Genomic DNA, 19692 nt, shown 5'->3' on the forward strand with positions numbered 1-19692 from the left:
CCGGGGGCCTTACGGTAGCGAACGGGCGGAACTGGAGAAATAATCCCGCATACCCCGCCCCGATCTCCGGAAAGCTAGGGCTAAACGATCTAAGGAGGTTAACATATGCCCCAGGAGATCTATTGCAGCGTCAACTCCTGCCACTACTGGGGGCAGGGCAACAGGTGCGAGGCGAACAAGATCATGGTCACCTCGGACTCCGCCGCCGATAACCTGCCCGACAATATCGACGCCCCAAAGCACCAGAGCATCCAGGCCACCCCGGCCAACACCTGTATGGAAACGTGCTGCAAGACCTTCGTTCCCAAGGGCTCCGGCAAGGTCCGCGTCGACGGCGTCACAAAGGGCGGCGCCCAGATGAAGGCGGGCGGCCCACAGGCCACTTGAAGGTATACCGGCGGGGCGACCGATACCATCGTCGAAGGCATCATCAACGACGAGACGGGTCCCGTACGTTAGCTTTCACGGCTATGGCAGGCCGGGGCGATCGCCCCGGCCTGCCGCCATAACGCAAAAACGAGACTCCGGAACCCGGGTTCCGAGGTTCTCTTCATCCAGGGCCGGGCAGTAGCAGCTTTTCCGCCAGGGTCGGTTCCGGCGCTTGGATCAAGATGAACCCTCCATCCGGCCACGCCCGAACGTCACCGCGCCCCGCGAAGTACTCACGCCCACCCGGGGTTACCGGAAGGCATCCTTGATATGCTCGATGTGGCATGCGCGGCCGATCCCGTCCAGGACCACGCCGACGACGTCGAAGCGGCAGAAAGCCTCGGGCTGCCCGGTCGCCAGCAGGTAACACTGGGCGGCGCGGCGCAGGCGCTGCTGTTTCCGCCGCGCGACGCTTTCCTCCGGCAAGCCGAAACCGGTTGAGGCGCGCGAGCGCACCTCAACAAATACCAACTCGTTACCATCCAGCGCGACAAGGTCCAGTTCCCCCATCCGGCAGCGGAAATTGCGGGCAAGGATCCGGTAGCCCTGACGCCTCAGGTATGCCTCCACCGTTGCCTCGCTCTGTATCCCCCGTTCCTTCCGCTCCAAACGCCCCACCCCCCGCGTCGGTCAGCTCATATCTGGGAAAAGGCTGGGCGCAGGCAGGAAAGCCCGCCGGTGCAGCGGGCAGGGACCCCACCTGGCAAGGGCCCGGTAGTGGGCCTTGGTAGCGTAGCCTTTGTGTGCCGCGAACCCGTACGCCGGGTACTGCAGGTCCGCCTCTTCCATCAGGCGGTCGCGGAAGACCTTGGCCAGGACCGAGGCCGCAGCCACCGAAGCGCTCGTAGCGTCACCCCCGACAAGAGGGCGTTGCGGCCAGGGCAGGTCGGCGATAGGCGTGCTGCCGTCGACCAGAACCCACTGGGGTGCCGTCCCCATCACCGCCAGGGCCCGGCGCATGGCTAAGAGGCTCGCCCGCAGGATGTTGATGTCGTCGATCTCCTCCACGCTGGCAAGACCGATCCCCCAGGCCGACGCCTGCCGGAGCACATCGGCGGCCACCCGTTCCCGCACAGGCGCCGCGAGGCGCTTGGAATCGTCAAGCCCGGGGATTATCGCCGGTACGGGTAGGATCACCGCCGCCGCCACCACCGGCCCGGCCAGCGGCCCCCGCCCGGCTTCGTCCACCCCGGCGATGTACTCGTAGCCGCGCCGAACAAGCGCGAATTCCTCGCGGAAAAGGCTCTCCACCCGGCCCGCTTCTGAAGCGGCCCGCTCCAGGCGGCGGGCCTGGAGCCGGTAAATCTCCCGCGCGCCGGCCCGCGGGTCGCGCGCAAGGGCCTCCAGCAGAGCCGCATCAGGATCCTTCTCCGCCAGCAAGCGCCTGATCTCGGCAAGCTTTAACCGGGAAAGGTCCAAGTCATAACCCCCCGAACCAGCACTTTAAGGCGAGGGGGAAGGCTCAAACCCCGGGGCCGGGTGTCCCGCTTTCCTCCGGACGCCAGGCCGGAGGCGCATCGAGCGTGTAACGGCCCAGACGGCCCTCGCGGAACTCCTTCAGCAGAGCCACGGCGGCCTTCTCCACATCGGGCCTCCCACCGTGCATGACCAGGCCCCGCCGGATGGCTATAAGGGGCAAAAGCTCGGCCCCGTCGCGGGGGAGGGCCGGCAGCCTGAACCGCCGCCGCAGGGCGGCTGCGCTGTTGGCCAGGAACCAGCCCAGGAGCCATTCCGCGGCTTCGACGACCGAGAAGGCATCGTCCCTTATGGCGCCGCAGACAGCCAGCCGCATGCCGGTTTCCGGGTCTTCGAACTTCGGCCAGAGGATACCGGGCATATCCAGCAGTTCAATGTCCCGGGCAATGCGGATCCACTGCGGGCCGCGGGTGAGACCCGCCTGCCTGCCCGTCCGTGCCGCCCGCTGCCCCACAAGGCGGTTGATGAAGGACGATTTGCCCACATTCGGGATGCCTACGGCCATTACGCGCAGGGGGCGGAGGAGCCGGGCGGGAAGCCGGCCGGGGGGGATGGAGTGCAGGGCGCGGGCCACGCTGCCGATCCCCGCTCCGCGAACCGCATCGACCTTGAGCGTTGGATAACCGACGGCGGTAAGGGCTGCGATCCAGGCCCGGGTCGCGGAGGGGTCGGCCAGGTCGGCTTTGTTCAACACAATCACCCGCGGCTTATCCCCCAGGAGCTGGTCCAGGAGCGGGTTGGCACTCGAGCGGGGGATCCGGGCGTCGCGGAGTTCGAACACGGCATCGCACAGCCTTAGCTTCTCACGGACCTGACGCCCCGCTTTGGCCATATGGCCCGGAAACCACTGGACCGGCATCGGCTCACCCCCTCAGACCGCACAAAGACTGCTGCGAACGGTCTACCGCACCACCTTCAAATGTCCGAGCGGCCAGTAGACAACCACGGCCTTGCCGATCAGGTTCTTGCGGGGCATGAAGCCCCAAACCCGGCTGTCGTCGCTGAGGTTGCGGTTGTCGCCCAGGCAGAACAAGCTGTCCGGGGGTACCTTGACCGGGCCGAAATCGGCGAACTCGAGACCCGCCGGCAGATACGGCTCCGGCACGGGCCGCCCGTTGATCAGGAGGCGGCTGTCCTTCAATTCCACGGTCTCGCCGGGAAGGCCGATGACCCTCTTCACAAAGGCCTTTCTTTCATCGCGCGGGTAGCGGAAGACGATGACGTCCGCCCGCCGCGGCTCGTGGAAATAATAACCCAGCTTGGAGACGAGGATCCTGTCACCGGTCATCAAGGTGGGCTCCATAGAGCCGGAGGGGATAAAAAACGGCTGAAAGATAAAAAGGCGAATAAGAACGGCCAGGATAACGGCAATCGCCAGGGACTCGAACAACTCGCCAAGGACCGATCCTCGTTCGCGGCCAATCGCAGGCAAGAAGACTCTCCCCCCAAACGCCGAAAAGTGCAATAAGGGACTGCCCCGCAGTCCCTTTCTCTAAGCTATCTTCTCTCCCGGATGCGCGCCGCCTTGCCGCGCAGGCCCCGGAGGTAATAGAGCCGCGCCCGGCGAACCCGCCCGCGGCGCACAACCTCGATCCGCTCGACTCGCGGCGAGTGCAGGGGGAAAGTGCGCTCGACACCCACGCCGTAAGAGACGCGGCGGACGGTAAAGGTCTCGTCCAGCGCTCCGCCGCGACGCCGGATAACGACCCCCTCGAAGACCTGGGTCCGCTTGCGGTTCCCCTCGACCACGCTGACGTGGACGCGGACCGTATCCCCGGGTCTAAACTCGGGGATGTCATTCTTCATCTGTTCCTCTGCTACGGAACGTATAAGGCTCATCCTCAGGATGCCTCCTCCGATTTCCTAGTCACAACCAACGGGTATTGTACCACAAACTTCCGTCCGGGAGCAATAAAGGCAGCCCGGCCCCCTTCACAGCCCGAGTTCCCCCAGGGCCCGCTTCAGGCGGGCCAGGAAAGCCCGGTCGGCCTCGGTTAATGCCGATTTTTCCAAGAGGTCCGGACGCCGGACGAGGGTGCGCAACAGCGCCTCTTCACGGCGCCACGAGGTAATGGCCCCGTGGTGCCCGCTCACCAGGATCGCCGGCACCTCCCGCCCCTCGTAGACCCGGGGGCGCGTATACTGCGGGTATTCCAGCAGGCCGCCGGCGTAGGAGTCGTCCTCGGCGCCGCCGGGCTCGCCGAGCACCCCGGGCAGAAGCCGTACCACGGCGTCGACCACCACCATGGCCGCCAGTTCCCCTCCGGTGAGGACAAAATCGCCGAGTGACAGTTCGTCGTCCGCCACCAGCTCGCGCACCCGTTCGTCGATCCCCTCGTAATGACCGCAAACCAGGACCAGGGAACGGTAACCGGCATATTCCCGGGCGACGTCCTGCGTAAACCGGCGCCCCTGGGGGCAGAGCAGGACCACCGGGCCCTCCCGGTCCCCGGCAGGGGACTCCCTGGTGGATTGCACGGCCCGGTGAATCGCCTCGGGGCCCATAATCATCCCGCCGCCGCCGCCGAAGGGCGTGTCGTCGACTGTGCGGTGGCGGTTGGTTGAAAAGTCCCGGATGTTTACCAGGTTGATTTCCACCAGCCCCCGCTCCCGCGCCCGTCGAATGATGCTGACATCGAAGGGGCCGGCGAACATCTCCGGAAACAGGGTCAATATGTCAATGATCATTCCCGTAAACCCTCCGGCAGGTCGACCACCATCCGTGACGCGTCGGGGTTGATCTCCGCGACAACGCTCTTCAGCGCCGGGATGAGCAGTTCCCGGCCCGCTTCGCCGCGCACCACATAGACGTCGTTGGCGCCGGTCCGCAGTACATCCACCACGGTACCCAGCGGTTCGCCGTCCGCAGTGAAAACCTGCAAGCCGATGATTTCAAACAGGTAGTAGCGTCCCTCAGGCAACGGGTAGGCCTGCTCCCGCGGTATCTGGAGGACCGCGCCCCGTAGACGCTCCGCGGCGTGCATGTCAGGAACCTCCCGCAAGCTCAGGATGACGAACCTCTTCTGGAAGGCCACCCGCTCGATGTGCATCGTTACGCGTTCGCCGTCCCGGGTCAGAATGACCTCTTTCAAGTCCTGAAACCGCTCCGGGAAGTCGGTCAGGGGCAGCACGCGGACCGCGCCCCGGTGACCGTGGGTGTTAACCACCTCTCCGATTGTGATGAAGTCCGGGTTCATTCCTCTTCCGCCGGGGATGGCATGCCCGGCGATCCTTCACGGATGGCCACCACCCGGCCGTTTTCCACTAGGATCTCAACCATCGCCAGCTTGCGCCAGTCGTCGCCGACGCGGACCTCAACCATGCTTTCAACGCGCCCGGCCACCAACTCGGTGCCGTCGGCGACTTCGCGCGCGGCCTGCATCTGCTCAGCCAGTTTCTGTTTACTGTCCAGACGCTTGCGCCGCTCCGCGTCGTACTGGTGGCGGACCGTATACTCCTGCCCGGGGCCGGCCTCGGCCAGGGCCCTCTTCATATCGAAGTCCAGCCGCTTCAACTCCATGTCCAGGCGCGCCGCCATGCGCTCACACTGGTCCAGGAGTTCCTTCCGGTAGGAATCCGTCATCAGGACCTTGACGGTCACCGGCCTGGTTACGGTAATGCTCTCCATGGCGATCCCCCTCACACGATCTCCACGGTCACCCTCTTATGCTGCCGGGTGGCCGAGGCCTTGACGAGGGTGCGGATGGCCCGGGCCGTGCGGCCCTGTTTGCCGATAACCTTCCCCATGTCGTCCGGCGCCACACGCAGTTCCAGAATGACGCCGTTCTCGTCCTCTATTTCGGTGACACTGACCTCTTCGGGACGATCCACCAGGGCCCGGGCCAGGATCTCGACCAGCTCCTTCATAGCTTATCCCCTTTCCCCGGCGCTTGCCTGGGCCGACCGGGAGAGCAGACCCGCCTTCTTAAAAAGAGACTTAACGGTTTGGGTGAGTTCGGCACCGCGGGCCATCCAGGCAAACGCCTTATCCTCGTCGATTCTCAACTGCGCCTGCCGCCCCAGGGGATCGTAGAACCCGATCTCCTCGATGAAGCGGCCGTCGCGGGGCGAACGGGAGTCGGCCACCACGATACGGTAAAAAGGCTCTTTCCTCGCCCCCATCCTCTTGAGCCGGATCTTAACCGCCATCCATGTCACCTCCCTTCCAACTGCAAAAGGTAGCCTGATTCCTGCCTATCTCTAAATGAACGGGAATTTCGGTAAACGGATCTTGCCCTTGCCCTTCCCCTTGGCCGCCTTCTGCATCTCGGTGAACTGGCGGAACATCTTCTTCGTCTGCTCGAACTGCTTCAGCAGGCGGTTGACGTCCTGGACACTGGTGCCGCTGCCCCGCGCCACGCGCCGTCTCCGGCTGCCGTCGATCCTCTCGGGGTGACCGCGCTCCCAGGGGGTCATGGAGCTTATGATCGCCTCGGCCTGCGCGAGGTCCTTCTCGTCGAACTGCAGCTGGTCCCGGAGCTTCTTGTTCATGCCGGAGAAGCCGGGAATCATCGATAGGATCTCCTCGATGGGCCCCAGCTTCTTAAACTGGCGCAGGTGCTCCAAGAAGTCGTCCAGGTTGAAGTCGGCGCTCTTCAGCTTCTGCTGCAGGCGCGCCGCTTCCTCGGCGTTGATCGAGGCCTGGGCCTTTTCAATCAGTGTCATCACGTCGCCCATCCCGAGGATGCGGTCCGCCATCCGCTCGGGGTGGAAGGGCTCCAGGGCGTCCAGCTTCTCGCCGACCCCGGCGAACTTGATCGGCCGCCCGGTCACCGCACGGACCGACAGGGCCGCTCCGCCGCGGGTGTCGCCGTCAAGCTTGGTGAGGATGACGCCGTCCAAGCCCAGGCGCTGGTTGAAGGCCTCGGCCACCGTCACGGCGTCCTGCCCGGTCATGGCGTCGACGACCAGCAGGATTTCATGGGGCTGAACAGCCGCCTTCACGTCGGCCAACTCCTGCATGAGTCCCTCGTTGATGTGCAACCGCCCGGCGGTATCGATCACCACGACGTCATTCCCGCCCTTGCGGGCCTGTTCCACGGCGGCCCGGGCGATGTCCGGGGCGCTGGAGCCGCCCAGGCTGAAGACCGGGACGTCAAGCTTCTCGCCCAGCACCTGTAACTGCTTAATGGCCGCCGGCCGGTAGATATCACAGGCCACCAGCATGCAGCGCCGGCCCTGCTTCTTCAGCAGGTTGGCCAGCTTGGCACAGGTCGTCGTCTTGCCGGAGCCCTGCAGGCCGACGAGCATGACGACCGTCGGCGGCCGGGAGGCCAGGTTCAGCCTGACGTTCTCCCCGCCCATCAGGCGCGCCAGCTCGTCGTGCACGATCTTGATCACGTGTTGCACCGGAGTGAGGCTGGACATCACGTCATGCCCGATGGCCTCCTGGCGCACTGTGTTCACGAAGTCGCGGACCACCTTGAAGTTAACGTCGGCCTCCAGAAGGGCCATGCGTACTTCGCGCAAGGCCTCGTTAACGTCGGCCTCGGTAAGTCTCCCCTTACCCCGTAATTTCTTAAAGGTTTCCTGAAGTCTGTCGGATAGGTTGGCAAAAACCATCGGGCTCACCTCGCCCCGCAGTAATCCTCGGTCCTAACCCTCGTATCCCAAAAGCTCCCGCAGCATGTTACGGATGCGTTCGGTCTCGGGACCGGTCATCCTCTCCAGATCCGCCCGCAGCCGCTCCAGTCGCTCACGCTGGGCCAGGTGCCGGTTCACCAGCCCCAGTTTCTCCTCATACCTCTCGAGGGCCTCGCCGGCCCGCTTCAAACCGTCGTGCACCCCCTGGCGCGTGATGCCGCACTGGTCGGCGATTTCCCCCAGGGACAGGTCCTGTTCGTAATAAAGCTCCATCAAGGTCCGTTGCCGATCCGTTAACAGCGGGCCGTAGAAATCATAGAGGAGGTTGATAAGCGGGCGTTTCTCCAGCATGGCACCTATCAAGTATCTCCCCTTTACACCTTGCTATTCTATGCGCCAAGGCGGCGGCTGTCAAGCCCCGGATCCGGACCCGGCCGTTTGCATTGCCTCGGCCCGCCCTTGGGTGTAAGATACAGTTAGTCCAGGTATTGTCCATAACCCAGAAAGGATGGGATTATGAAACGCCCAACGAACTTAATCGGCCTTGAGCAGGCGTTGCAGATGGACCGCGCGGAGGTTGTCGAGACATGGAAAACCTACCTCAGCACACCCGTGGCCGCGACCCAGGCGATGTTGAAGTTTGACCGCCAGTACGTCCGCGCCGCGGGAGCCAGCCTCTGGGACGCAGAAGGCAACGAGTACCTGGATTTTGTCGGCGGCTACGGCGCCGTCAACTTGGGCCACAACCACCCGCGCCTCCTGGAGGCCATCCGCCGCGTCGAGCAGTACCCTAAAATCATGCAGACCGCCGTGCAGCACCTCCCGGCCGTTTTGGCCGCGAACCTGGCGCGCCTCGCGCCGGGGGACCTGACCCGGGTCTTCTTCTGCAACAGCGGCGCCGAAGCGGTGGAGGGCGCCCTGAAGCTGGCGCGCGCCGCCACCGGCCGCACGCGGTTCATCTACTGCGAGAACTCCTTCCATGGCAAGACCTTCGGCGCCCTCTCGGTCACCGGACGGAGCAAATACCAGAAACCTTTCGCCCCGCTCCTGCCGGACTGCACGGCCGTGCCCTTCGGTAACCTGGAGGCCCTGGAAAAGGAACTGGCCACCGGAAAGGCGGCCGCCTTCATCGTCGAGCCCATCCAGGGGGAGGCCGGGATCATCCTGCCGCCGCCCGGTTACCTTGCCGAAGCGCACCGCCTCTGCACCAAGCACGGTGCCCTGTTCATCGCCGACGAGGTGCAGACCGGTTTCGGGCGTACGGGAACCGTCTTCGCCTGCGAGGCGGAGAACGTGGTCCCCGACGTCCTCTGCCTGGCAAAGTCCCTGGGCGGCGGGATCATCCCGGCGGGCGCCTACATCACTACCGATGATCTCTGGAAGAAGGCCTACGGCACCCTGGATAAGGCCTTGCTCCACACCTCGACCTTCGGCGGATATTGGGGCAACGGGCTGGCCTGCGCCGTGGGTATCGCCACCCTGGAGGTCCTGCTGGAGGAAGACCTGGCGGGCCAGGCATGCGAGAAGGGCGCCTACTTCCTTAACAAACTGCAGGCCCTGAAAGAGAAGTACCCGCTCGTAAAGGACGTCCGCGGCAGGGGCCTCTTGATCGGCCTGGAACTGGCCGACACCGGCGGGGGATTGATGAAAAAACTGTCCTTCGGCGCCCTGGACAAGCTGGCGGACGAATATCTGGGCACCCTGGTGGCCATGGAACTGGTGCTCAAGCACCGTGTAGTCACGATTTACACACTCAACAACCCGAACGTCATCCGCCTGGAGCCGCCGCTGGTAGTAACCCGGCAGCAGCTTGACTACGCGGTCGAGGCGCTGGAAAGCGTCCTTTCCAAGCACAGGAGCTTCCTCGGCGTGGCCGCCGCCGGGCTGGGCGCCGTCCTGCGGCGCAGCTAGCCCGCCAGTTGCCGGCCGATGTAGAGGGCGGAACCCCACATAATGACGGCTGAGACCCGGTTCACCGCCGTTAAGAGGCGCCCGGACCGATCCAGCCGCCCCACCAGCCTCCCTGCCAGGGCCAGGGAAAAGAACCAGACCCAGGAGACCAGGACGGCGGCGGCTGTAAAGGCGGCCCTGGGCTCCCCGCTGTAGCTCAAGGAACTGGTCCCGATCACCGCCACGGTATCGAGGATGGCGTGCGGGTTCAACAGGGATACCGAAACCGCGAACACCACCTGCCTGGCAAAACCCATGGACGGCGCCGCATCATCCTGCCCGGGCGCGGCAGGGCGGGTATGCCAGATGACCCACCCCATGTAGAGCAGAAAGAGGGTGCCGGCCCCCAGAAGCAGGCCCTTGATAACTGACGAACCCAGGACGAGCACTGAAACACCGAGGACCGCCAGGAGGATCAGCAGGGTGTCGCAAAGGGCGGCCGTGACCACCACGGGAAGCGCGCGGACGTAGCGCCCCTGTATGGCCCCCTGGTTAAAGACGAAGGTGTTTTGCGCTCCCAGGGGAAGAATCAGCCCGAAGGCCAGGATCAGTCCATGAACGAAGGCGCCAAACAAGGGGATTACGGTTGTCCCTCCCTCACCAGACTTGCAGGATGGCACATTTCAGGTAATAAGTCTCGGGGGAAGCGAGAAGCATCGGATGGTCCTTCGCCTGGCGACGCAACTCGACGAGGCGCAGGACGCGCCCGGCGTCCCGCGCGGCCTGGGCGATAACGTCCAGGAAGAGGCCCTCGGTGACGTGGTAGGAACAGGAACAGGAGACCAGGTAACCGCCGGGGGGCAGGAGCTTCATCCCGCGGAGGTTGATTTCTTTGTAGCCCCGCAGCGCCCCCGGCACGGCCTCCTTCGATTTCGTAAAGGACGGCGGATCAAGGATAACGACGTCGAAGCGCTCCCCGGCGCCCACCATCTCACGCAGCACGTCGAAGCCGTTTCCCTCACGCAGCACGAGGCGGTCGGCCACGCCGTTCAACTCGGCGTTGCGGCGCGCCAGGGCCAGGGCCGCCCCGGAGATGTCCACGGCGACGACCTCCCGCGCCCCGAAGCAAGCGGCGTTGACCGCAAATCCCCCGGCGTAGCAGAAGCAGTCCAGGACACGGGCGCCGCCCACCAGGGACCGGACAGCGGCGCGGTTCTCGCGCTGGTCAAGGAAGAAGCCCGTCTTCTGCCCCTCGGCCAGGTCGATCTCCAGCCGTATACCGTTCTCCTCAACGGTTACGGGACCTTCGTAGCGGCCGCGCAGGAGCCCTATCCGCAGGGGGAGCCCCTCCAGCTCGCGCACGGTCGCGTCGTTGCGCTCGTAAATGCCGGCCGGGGCGAAGAGTTCCTCCAGGATGTCGGCGACCAGTTCCTTGTGGCGGTCGATGCCCAGGGTCAGCGTCTGCAGGACCAGGTGGTCGCCGTAACGGTCGACGATCAGGCCGGGCAGGAAATCGGCCTCGGCGTTCACCAGGCGGTAGGCCGTGGTGTCCCGCACGAAGAGCCGCCGGTAAGCGGCGGCGGTCTCGAGCCGCCGGCGAAAGAACGCGCGGTCAATCTCCTCATCCTGCCGCCTGGTCAGGAGGCGGACGAAGATCTGTGAAGCCGGGTTGGCATAGCCGCGGCCGATGAAACGCCCGTGGATGTCGACGACATCCACGATGTCCCCCGGGGCCAGCTTCCCGTCCACCCTCAGGATCTCGCCGCGGTAGATCCAGGGATGTCCCAGGAGCACACGGCGGTTCTTCCCCGGGGAAAGAGCCAGGATGGTCCTCAATCGCTCGCCGTTCTCCCTTCCCGGGCCCAAGCCCGTTTTCCGTTTTGCTGTCGCCTGTCCGTCAGCGTCCACCGGACGCTCTGCGCTCAACCTCAGCCGCCCTTGCCGCGCAGCATTAGGAAAAGCACCGCGGCCACGACAACGATAACCAGGATCTCGGCTATACCCATGACGACACCCCGCCTTCTCTACTTCCCGATCAAACGCCTGGCGCAACGGCCGGCCTCGGCGATGACCTTTTCCTCGTCCATCGTCAGCAGGACCCGGTCACGCATGACGACCCGCCCGTCGATGATCACTGTCCGGACATCGCTCCCCTTGGCGGCGTAGACGAGGTGGGCGTACGTGTCATGCGGCGGGTTGAGGTGCGCGGCGCGCCAGTCCCACAGGACGATATCCGCGCGCTTGCCCGCCTCCAGGGTGCCGATGCATTCATCAAGGCCCACCGCCCGCGCCCCGCCCAGGGTCGCCAGGGCCGCCGCCCGGGGCGCGGGTAGGACCGTCGGGTCCTCGCACGCCACCTTCTGCAGAAAGGACGCCGTGCGGGTTTCCTCGATCATGTCCAGGTCGTTATTGCTCGAGGCACCGTCGGTGCCGATTCCCACCCGCGCCCCGGCTTCCAGCAGCCGCGTAACCGGGGCGATGCCGCTCGCCAGCTTCATATTGCTCTGCGGACAGTGGGCGATCCCCACCCCGCAGCGGGCCAGGGTTTCGATGTCGCCGTCGTCCAGGTGCACGCAGTGCGCCGCCAGCGTCGGCCGGTCAAAAAGGCCCAGGCTGTCAAGGTGGGCGACCGGCGACCTGCCGTAGCGCTTCCGGACCTCATCGTCCTCGGCGCGCGTCTCGGCGACATGAATGTGCAGGCCGACGCCGAGGGCGGCCGCCTTCTCCATTACCTTCCGCAGGTAGTCCGGCGGGCAGGTGTAGGGGGCATGCGGCCCGAGGGCGCACGTTATCCGGCCGTCCCCCCCTCCGTGCCAGGCGCGGACGAAGGCGATGTTCTCGGCCAGGGCCTCTTCGCCGTTGGGGGCCGAGCCGATCAGGCCGCGCGACAGGAAGGCGCGCATCCCGCTCTCGGCCACGGCGCGCGCCACGTCATCCATAAAGAAGTACATGTCGGCGAAGGTGGTGGTGCCCCCGCGGATCATCTCCGCGCAAGCCAGGAGGGTTCCCCAGTAAACATCCTCGCCGGTCAACCGCGCCTCGGCGGGCCAGATCTTCTCCGTGAGCCAGGGCATCAGCGGCATGTCGTCCGCATAGCCCCGGAACAGGACCATCGCCGCATGTGTATGCGCATTAACGAGGCCTGGGGTGGCCAACATCCCGGCGGCCTCGATGACCTCGTCCGGTACGAAGCCGGCGGGTGAGGAACCCGCAGGACCCACGGCCAGGATCTCCCCACCGGCGATGGCGATCTCACCCCCATAGATCACGTTCCCGTCAGCCGACGGGAGAATCGTCATTCCCCGTAGCAAAAGGTTCATGCTCTACCCGTCCTCCCATCCTGCTGTCCATAGGCGGTGATATAAAAATGTCGCAGGGACTCGGTCTCCCGCGGCCCCAGAACGACGGGCCCGCCCACCAGCCGCGCCATAAGGTAGACGCCGGCCGCCCGCTCCACCACACGACACACCTGCAGGGCCTCGGAGACACTACGCCCCACGCCGACAACTCCGTGGTTGGCGAGCAGGACGGCATTGACCCCCGCCAGGGCGCGCACCGCACTCTGGGCCAGCGCCTCGCTCCCCGCCGGGGCGTAATCCGCCACGGCCACCGGCCCGCCCACCACCTGGGCCACTTCCTCCAGGATCACCGGTAACGGAACGCGCGCCACGGCCAGGGCGCAGGCGTTCGGTGAATGGGTGTGGACGATGGCCTCCACGTCGGGGCGCGCACGGTAGATACCCAGATGCATGGGCAGCTCCGTGGACGGCTTAAGGTCGCCCTCGATCACTCTCCCGTCCATGCCTACCACGACCATGTCTTGCGGGCGCAGGCGGGCGTAGTCCAGGCCGCTCGGGGTTATGACCAGGACGTCGTCCTTAGGTACGCGGGCGGAGATGTTGCCCCAGGAGCCGGTGACAAGCCCGCCGTCCAGCATCTGCTTCCCCGCGCGCGCGACCTGTTCCCGGGCCTTTTCGATCAGCAGGCTCACGCCTCGCCGTCCTCCCCGCCCCCGCTGCCGCGGAGGTAGGCCTCCTGCTCGTCGCTCAGCCGGTCAATGGTTATCCCCAGGGCGGATAGCTTCATCTCGGCCACGCGCCGGTCGAAGTCCGCCGGGACGCGGTAGACCCGCCTTTCCATTTCCCGGTGGTGCTCGCGGATGTGGACCGCGGACAGGACCTGAAGGGCGAAGGACAGGTCCATTATCTCGGCCGGGTGACCGTCCCCGGCGGCCAGGTTCACGAGACGGCCCTCGGCCAGGACGTAGATCCGCCGTCCGTCGGCCAGGGTGAACTCCTCGATATTCTGCCTTACGGTCCGCCTGGTCACGCTGAGGGCCTCCAGGTCCGGCAGGCTGATCTCGACGTTGAAATGGCCGGCGTTGGCCAGGATCGCCCGGTCTTTCATGGCCAGGAAATGTTCCCGGCGCAGGACGTCCCGGCAGCCGGTGGCGGTCACGAAGATGTCTCCTTCGCCGGCGGCCTGCTCGCCGGACATCACCCGGTAGCCGTCCATGTGCGCCTCGATGGCGCGTATCGGGTCGACCTCGGTGACAATGACGTTTGCCCCGAGCCCGCGGGCGCGCAAGGCGATACCCCGCCCGACCCAGCCATAGCCGTGGACAACGACGGTCTTGCCGGCCACCAGCAGGTTAGTGGTACGCATAATGCCGGACCAGGCCGATTCCCCGGTACCGTAACGGTTATCAAAGAGGAACTTGCAGTAGGCGTCGTTCACGGCCAGCATGGGAAAAAGCAGCCGCCCCTCCCGCTCCAGAGCGCGCAGGCGGAGGACGCCAGTCGTCGTCTCCTCGGCTCCCCCCCAGACACCGGAGGCAAGGTCCCTGCGGGTGGTGTGCAGCAAATGGACCAGGTCGCCGCCGTCGTCAATTACGATCTGGGGCCCGAAGTCCAGGGCGCCTTCCAGGTGCCGGCGATACTCGTCGGGGGTGGCGTTGTGCCAGGCGTACACGCTGATACCGGCCGCCACCAGGGCCGCAGCTATATCGTCCTGGGTGGAGAGGGGGTTGGAACCGGTGACCGCCATATCCGCCCCGGCCGTCGCCAGGACTTCGGCCAGGTAGGCCGTCTTGGCCTCCAGGTGGATACTCAGCGAAACACGGACCCCCGCCAGCGGCCGCGTCCGGGCGAACTCGGCGTGGATCGCCCTCAGAACCGGCATGTGCTCCCGCACCCAGTCGATCTTTTGCCGCCCGGAATCCGCCAGGGCGGGGTCACGGATTTCATACTTCAAAACCGGGAAAGCCTCCTTATTCGCTTCTTATCGCCGGCCATCCGGCACTTGTGGAAAGGGAGCCGGCCAGAGCCGGCGCCTGCTGTCAGGAACCTCTATTCCCGGAACATACCCGGGCCAGGTTTGCGGTATAGGGCGGGTAGATAACCCCGGCCTCGGTAATGATCGCCGTGATCAGCCCGTGGGGAGTGACGTCAAAGGCCGGGTTCCAGACCTTGACCCCTTCGGGGGCGATCCGCCGCCCCTGGAAGTGGGTCAGCTCGGCCTGGTCACGCTCCTCGATGGGGATGGCCGCCCCGTCCGAAATGGAAAAGTCGACGGTCGATACGGGGGCGGCGACATAGAAGGGCACCTTGTGCGCCCGGGCCAGCACGGCCACCCCGTATGTGCCGATCTTGTTGGCCGTGTCCCCGTTGGCGGCGATGCGGTCAGCGCCTACGACCACCAGGTCGATCCCCTCGCGGGCCATCAGGTAGCCGGCCATGCTGTCGGCGATAAGGACCACGGGAATGCCGTCCGCCATCAGTTCCAGGCTGGTCAGCCGGGCCCCCTGCAGGAAGGGGCGGGTCTCGTCGGCGAACACCGTCACCTTCTTGCCGGCCTCGTATGCCGCCCGGATCACTCCGAGAGCGGTCCCGTAACCCGCCGTGGCCAGCGCGCCGGCGTTGCAGTGGGTCAGGATGCGCGCCCCGTCCGGAACCAGAACCTGCCCGTGGGCCCCGATCCGCCGGTTGATTTCAACGTCCTCATGAAGGACGGCATGGGCCTCTTCGAGAAGAGCCCGCCGCAGGGCCGGCACATCTCCCGGCTCACGCACCGCGCGGTCAATCAAGCGGTCCACCGCCCAGCGCAGGTTGACGGCGGTCGGGCGGCTGGCGGTCAGCAACCGGCCGACATCCCGCAGGCCCGCCAGGAAGGTTTCCCGGTCGGCGGCATCGAGGCCGTTCGCCCCGAGCGCCATCCCGTAGGCCGAGGCCGCCCCGATGGCCGGCGCACCCCGGACCTTCATCTCGCTGATGGCCCGCGCCACATCCTCCGCCGTGGCGCAGGCGACATATTCAACCTCGGCGGGCAGGCGCGTCTGGTCCAGCAGGTATAGCCGGCCGTCCCGCCAGTACATCGTTTCCACCGTTGAACCCACTCTCCCCGTCTTTGCCCCGTTCAGCCCGCGGCCCTTTGCCGGGCCATCCCTACTTCTCCCCGCCCACCGGGCCGCTGACCGCCCACTGGCAGGCGCAGGTGTGATCATCCTTGATCCAGACGACCGCCTGCATGATCAGCTTGCGGAGGTTCTCGGCGTTCAGGGCCATAACCTCCACGACCTCCTGGTGGGTCAGGCGTGCGGGGGCAATGCCGGCGGCGAAGTTGGTGACCATGGCGACCGTGGCGTAGCATATTTCGGCTTCGCGCGCCAGCACGACCTCCGGCACGCCGGTCATCCCCACCAGGTCACCGCCCAGCTGCCGGATCATGTTGATCTCGGCCGGCGTTTCAAAGCGCGGCCCCTCGGTGCAGGCGTACGTCCCCCCGGAATGGGCCGGCAGGCGAAGGTGCCAGGCCGCGCGGCCCAGTATCTCACGCAGTTCCGGGCAGTAGGGCTCCGTCATGTCGATGTGTACAACGCCGTTGTCCCCGCCGTCAAAAAAGGTCGCCTTGCGGCACTTGGTGAAATCAAGGAACTGGTTCACAAACACAAACTCCCCGGGCTTCATGGCCGGGTTAAGGGAGCCCACGGCGGCGGTGGCGATAACGCAGCGCACCCCCAGCCGGCGCAGGGCGTCGATGTTCGCCCGGTAATTGACACGGTGCGGCGGCACCGAGTGCCCGCTCCCGTGCCGGGCCAGGAAGGCCACCTCGCGGTCGCGGTAGCGCCCTACCTTAAGCCCGACGTCCCCGTAAGGGGTGGTAACCGTTTCGTCGTGGGCCTCGCTAAGAATATCGGGGTTGTAGACCCCGGTCCCTCCAATGATGGCGATCTTGGGTGCCAAGGTGCGGCCTCCTTCCAGGTTACGGTTAGAATGTAGCCCCTCCTCTGCTGGTATTCGTCCTCTTGCCCGATATTTCCTTTGCCCGGCAGCCAAAAGGGATCGGCGCAAAAAGGCCCGGGAGTGCACCCGGGCGGCCTGTACCAATTCACTGCTGAAAGCGCCGGCTATTCAAACAGGGCCTCGACGAACTCGCGCGGATCGAACTCCGCCAGATCCTCGATCCGCTCCCCGGTACCGACCAGCTTCACGGGGATGCCCAGGCCGCGCTTGATGGCCACGACTATCCCGCCCTTGGCCGTCCCGTCCAGCTTGGTCAGCACGATCCCGGTTACGCCCACGGCCTGGCCGAACATCTCGGCCTGGTTTACGGCGTTGTGGCCGGTTGTGGCGTCAAGCACCAACAGCACCTCTTGAGGCTGGTCCGGAAGCTCGCGGTCCACGACACGGCGAACCTTCTTCAGTTCATCCATGAGGTTGACCTTGGTGTGCAGCCGCCCTGCCGTGTCGACGATCACGACATCGTACTTGCGCGCCTTCGCAGCCTGGACGGCGTCGTAAACGACGGCGGCGGGGTCGGCCCCCTCCCGGTGTTTGACGACCTCCACCCCGGCCCGCCGGCCCCAGACCTCCAGCTGTTCGATGGCCGCCGCCCGAAAGGTGTCGGCGGCCGCCAGGAGCACCTTGTGACCGTCCAGCTTCAACTTGTAGGCCAGCTTGCCGATGGTGGTCGTCTTGCCCGTCCCGTTGACCCCGACGACCATGATTACGGTTGGCGGCGGACCGCCGAGGTTGAGGGCCGCCGGCCCCTCCCCGCCCAAAAGGGCTCCGATCTGTTCTTTGAGCAGGGGGCGAACTTTCGTCGGGTCGTCTGAACGGCGCTCCTTCATCGCCTGCCGCAGGTTTTCAACAAGTTCCAGCGCCGTGGACACTCCCACGTCCGACTGGATAAGGACATCCTCCAGCTCTTCGTAAAAACTCTCGTCGACGGTCGTGCGGCCGTAGACGACACCCTCGACCTTTTCGGTCAGGGCCTGGCGGGTCTTGGTCAGGGTCTGTTTCAAGCGGTTAAAGAGACCCACGGCACATTCTCCTTCAACGCGGAATCTTCTTAATGATGTAACAGCTGTTGGAGGGCCTGACGGGCAGCGTACTGCTCGGCTTCCTTTTTGGTCCGTCCGCTGCCCTCACCCAGGATCCGGCCCCGGTAAAGGACGCCGGCGGTAAAGACCTTATTGTGGTCCGGCCCTTCCTCACGCACAATCACGTAGCGGATGGGATCGGGCGACTGGCGCTGCAAGTATTCCTGCAGCTGTGTCTTGTAGTCGTTCTCCGCCTTCCCCGCGACAGCGTCGCCCACCAGGGGTCCCAGGTAGTGCAACACGAACTGGCGCGTTACCTCCAGCCCCCGATCAAGGTACATCGCCCCGAGGAAGGCCTCGAACGCGTCGGCCAGGACTGAGGCGCGTTCCCTGCCGCCGGACAGTTCCTCCCCGCGCCCCATGCGTAACGCCTCCCCCAGCCCCAGCCGCCGAGCCACCCGAGCCAAAGCGGGCTCACAAACCACGGCCGCGCGGAGCTTGGTAAGCTCTCCTTCGCTGCTCCGGGGGAGCAAACGGAAAAGGTGTTCGCTGATGATGATCTCCAGCACGGCGTCCCCGAGGAATTCAAGGCGCTGGTTATGGGGCGCTTCGGGGTGTTCAAAGCTATAGGAGCTGTGGGTCAGCGCCTCCCCCAACAGCTCCCGGTTGTTCCAGAAGATCCCTATACTCGCCTGAAGGGTGTCCAGGTCGAGCACTCATCCTTCACGCTCCTCGGTATCCTCAAAACGCCTGAAACAGAGAGTCGCGTTATGTCCGCCGAAACCGAACCCGTTGGAAAGGGCGACCCGCACATCCGCCTTTCGCGCCGTGTTCGGCACATAGTCCAGGTCGCATTCCGGGTCGGAGTTTTCATAATTGATGGTCGGAGGAATAATGCCGTGGCGGATCGCCTGGGCGCAAACCACCGCCTCCAGCGCCCCCGCCGCGCCCAGCAGGTGCCCGGTCATGGACTTCGTCGAGCTTATGGCCACGCGGGATGCCGCCGCCCCGAAGGCGCGTTTAATACCTACCGTTTCGGCGATGTCGCCCAGCGGGGTTGAAGTTCCGTGGGCGTTTATGTAGTCCACCTCGTCGGGCGCCACCCCGGCGTCGGCCATAGCCCGCAGCATCGCCAACGCCGCCCCACGGCCCTCGGGTTCGGGAGCCGTCATATGATAGGCGTCGCAACTCAGGCCGTAACCGGCGACCTCGGCATAGATACGCGCCCCCCGGCGCCGGGCGTGTTCCTCGCTCTCCAGAATAAGGATGGCCGCGCCCTCGGCCATGACAAAGCCGTCCCGCCCGGCGTCGAACGGACGGGAAGCCCGGGCGGGCTCCTCGTTACGGGTGGAAAGGGCCTTCATTGAACAGAAGCCGGCGAGGGCCAGGGGCGTGATGGCCGCCTCGGCCCCTCCGGTAATGACTACGTCGACCTCACCGTACATGATGGCCCGCATGGCGTCGCCGATCGCGTTGTTGCTGGAGGCGCAGGCGGTGACCAGGGTGACGTTGGGCCCGTACAAACCGTGGGCCAGGGCGATCTGGCCGGCGGCCATGTTCCCGATCATCATCGGCACGAAGAAGGGGCTGACGCGCCCCGGCCCCTTCTCGTATAACACGCGGGCCTGTTCCTCCAGGGTCGCGATACCACCGATCCCCGAGCCGAGGATCACCCCCACGCGCTCCCGGTCCTCCTCGTCCAGGTCGAGGCCGGCGTCGGCCATCGCCAGCGACGTGGCGCCCAACGCGAACTGTGTAAAACGGTCCATGCGCCGGGCTTCTTTCCGGTCCATGTAAAGGGTCGGGTCGAAATCAGGCACCTCTCCGGCGATCTGGGTGCGGAATCCTGAGGCATCGAAGCGCGTAATGCGGCGAATACCCGATTCCCCCCGGACAAGAGCGGACCAGAAGCCATCCAGTTCATTGCCCAGGGGCGAGATAACGCCCACTCCCGTAATGACGACCCGTCCCCCCATGTCTACCTCCCGGCCTGC

General features: G+C 65.5%; 24 protein-coding genes. 2 read left to right on the forward strand and 22 right to left on the reverse strand.

Going from position 1 to position 19692, the window contains the following annotated elements; all coding sequences use genetic code 11:
- The first annotated feature begins 105 nt into the window (after positions 1-105).
- On the forward strand, positions 106-387 hold the full coding sequence (locus tag QMC81_07355) for a DUF1540 domain-containing protein (protein ID MDI6907284.1): 282 nt from the start codon (positions 106-108) through the stop codon (positions 385-387).
- Positions 388-678: 291 nt separating this feature from the next.
- On the opposite strand, the gene QMC81_07360 is transcribed toward QMC81_07355, so the two are convergent.
- From QMC81_07360 to QMC81_07415, 12 genes are all read right to left on the reverse strand, one after another.
- Complete coding sequence (locus QMC81_07360) at positions 679-1038, reverse strand: YraN family protein (protein ID MDI6907285.1); 360 nt, start codon at positions 1036-1038, stop codon at positions 679-681.
- Positions 1039-1059: 21 nt separating this feature from the next.
- Positions 1060-1848 (reverse strand): ribonuclease HII, encoded by a 789-nt coding sequence (locus QMC81_07365; protein ID MDI6907286.1) that lies wholly within the window; start codon positions 1846-1848, stop codon positions 1060-1062.
- Positions 1849-1891: 43 nt separating this feature from the next.
- Positions 1892-2764 (reverse strand): ribosome biogenesis GTPase YlqF, encoded by an 873-nt coding sequence (gene ylqF / locus QMC81_07370; protein ID MDI6907287.1) that lies wholly within the window; start codon positions 2762-2764, stop codon positions 1892-1894.
- 42 nt (positions 2765-2806) lie between these two features.
- Positions 2807-3337 carry a signal peptidase I gene (gene lepB / locus QMC81_07375; GenBank protein ID MDI6907288.1) on the reverse strand — a complete coding sequence of 177 codons (531 nt, stop codon included), beginning with the start codon at positions 3335-3337 and terminating at the stop codon, positions 2807-2809.
- A gap of 65 nt (positions 3338-3402) precedes the next feature.
- Entirely contained in the window at positions 3403-3744 is a 342-nt protein-coding gene (gene rplS, locus QMC81_07380; GenBank protein ID MDI6907289.1) for a 50S ribosomal protein L19, read from the reverse strand.
- Positions 3745-3837: 93 nt separating this feature from the next.
- Positions 3838-4593, reverse strand: a complete 756-nt coding sequence (gene trmD / locus QMC81_07385) for a tRNA (guanosine(37)-N1)-methyltransferase TrmD (GenBank protein ID MDI6907290.1) — start codon at positions 4591-4593, stop codon at positions 3838-3840.
- Complete coding sequence (rimM, locus tag QMC81_07390) at positions 4590-5102, reverse strand: ribosome maturation factor RimM (GenBank protein MDI6907291.1); 513 nt, start codon at positions 5100-5102, stop codon at positions 4590-4592. The genes trmD and rimM overlap by 4 nt, the downstream gene beginning before the upstream one ends.
- Positions 5099-5533: a YlqD family protein gene (locus QMC81_07395; GenBank protein ID MDI6907292.1), complete on the reverse strand. Its 435-nt coding sequence runs from the start codon at positions 5531-5533 to the stop codon at positions 5099-5101. Before QMC81_07395 ends, rimM begins: the two co-directional genes overlap by 4 nt.
- An 11-nt stretch (positions 5534-5544) precedes the next feature.
- Entirely contained in the window at positions 5545-5772 is a 228-nt protein-coding gene (locus QMC81_07400) for a KH domain-containing protein (protein ID MDI6907293.1), read from the reverse strand.
- Between the two features lie 3 nt (positions 5773-5775).
- Positions 5776-6054: a 30S ribosomal protein S16 gene (gene rpsP, locus QMC81_07405; protein ID MDI6907294.1), complete on the reverse strand. Its 279-nt coding sequence runs from the start codon at positions 6052-6054 to the stop codon at positions 5776-5778.
- Between the two features lie 51 nt (positions 6055-6105).
- Entirely contained in the window at positions 6106-7467 is a 1362-nt protein-coding gene (gene ffh, locus QMC81_07410) for a signal recognition particle protein (protein MDI6907295.1), read from the reverse strand.
- Positions 7468-7500: 33 nt separating this feature from the next.
- On the reverse strand, positions 7501-7851 hold the full coding sequence (locus QMC81_07415) for a YlxM family DNA-binding protein (GenBank protein ID MDI6907296.1): 351 nt from the start codon (positions 7849-7851) through the stop codon (positions 7501-7503).
- 153 nt (positions 7852-8004) lie between these two features.
- Between QMC81_07415 and QMC81_07420 the strand changes: the two genes are divergently transcribed.
- Entirely contained in the window at positions 8005-9399 is a 1395-nt protein-coding gene (locus QMC81_07420) for an aspartate aminotransferase family protein (protein ID MDI6907297.1), read from the forward strand.
- On the opposite strand, the gene QMC81_07425 is transcribed toward QMC81_07420, so the two are convergent.
- The 10 genes from QMC81_07425 to fabF form a co-directional block, all read right to left on the reverse strand.
- On the reverse strand, positions 9396-10013 hold the full coding sequence (locus tag QMC81_07425; protein MDI6907298.1) for a LysE/ArgO family amino acid transporter: 618 nt from the start codon (positions 10011-10013) through the stop codon (positions 9396-9398). The genes QMC81_07420 and QMC81_07425 overlap by 4 nt on opposite strands.
- 22 nt (positions 10014-10035) lie before the next feature.
- Entirely contained in the window at positions 10036-11214 is a 1179-nt protein-coding gene (locus QMC81_07430) for a class I SAM-dependent rRNA methyltransferase (GenBank protein MDI6907299.1), read from the reverse strand.
- Positions 11215-11402: 188 nt separating this feature from the next.
- A complete protein-coding gene (locus QMC81_07435) occupies positions 11403-12698 on the reverse strand; it encodes an amidohydrolase (protein MDI6907300.1) in 1296 nt (431 codons plus the stop codon).
- Entirely contained in the window at positions 12695-13369 is a 675-nt protein-coding gene (locus QMC81_07440) for a class II aldolase/adducin family protein (GenBank protein ID MDI6907301.1), read from the reverse strand. Before QMC81_07440 ends, QMC81_07435 begins: the two co-directional genes overlap by 4 nt.
- The gene (locus tag QMC81_07445) at positions 13366-14631 is read right to left on the reverse strand and encodes an adenosylhomocysteinase (GenBank protein ID MDI6907302.1); all 1266 of its coding nucleotides are present in this window, start codon (positions 14629-14631) and stop codon (positions 13366-13368) included. The genes QMC81_07440 and QMC81_07445 overlap by 4 nt, the downstream gene beginning before the upstream one ends.
- An 85-nt stretch (positions 14632-14716) precedes the next feature.
- Complete coding sequence (mtnA, locus tag QMC81_07450; GenBank protein MDI6907303.1) at positions 14717-15760, reverse strand: S-methyl-5-thioribose-1-phosphate isomerase; 1044 nt, start codon at positions 15758-15760, stop codon at positions 14717-14719.
- Positions 15761-15821: 61 nt separating this feature from the next.
- Positions 15822-16619 (reverse strand): S-methyl-5'-thioadenosine phosphorylase, encoded by a 798-nt coding sequence (gene mtnP, locus QMC81_07455; protein ID MDI6907304.1) that lies wholly within the window; start codon positions 16617-16619, stop codon positions 15822-15824.
- 164 nt (positions 16620-16783) lie between these two features.
- Positions 16784-17698 carry a signal recognition particle-docking protein FtsY gene (gene ftsY, locus QMC81_07460; protein ID MDI6907305.1) on the reverse strand — a complete coding sequence of 305 codons (915 nt, stop codon included), beginning with the start codon at positions 17696-17698 and terminating at the stop codon, positions 16784-16786.
- A 29-nt stretch (positions 17699-17727) separates the two neighbouring features.
- A complete protein-coding gene (gene rnc, locus QMC81_07465) occupies positions 17728-18414 on the reverse strand; it encodes a ribonuclease III (GenBank protein MDI6907306.1) in 687 nt (228 codons plus the stop codon).
- Positions 18415-19674, reverse strand: coding sequence for a beta-ketoacyl-ACP synthase II (fabF, locus tag QMC81_07470; protein ID MDI6907307.1), 1260 nt, complete (start codon positions 19672-19674; stop codon positions 18415-18417).
- Positions 19675-19692 lie beyond the last annotated feature (18 nt).

This window comes from Thermoanaerobacterales bacterium, from assembly GCA_030019475.1.
In the GTDB taxonomy this organism is placed as follows: domain Bacteria; phylum Bacillota; class Desulfotomaculia; order Desulfotomaculales; family JASEER01; genus JASEER01.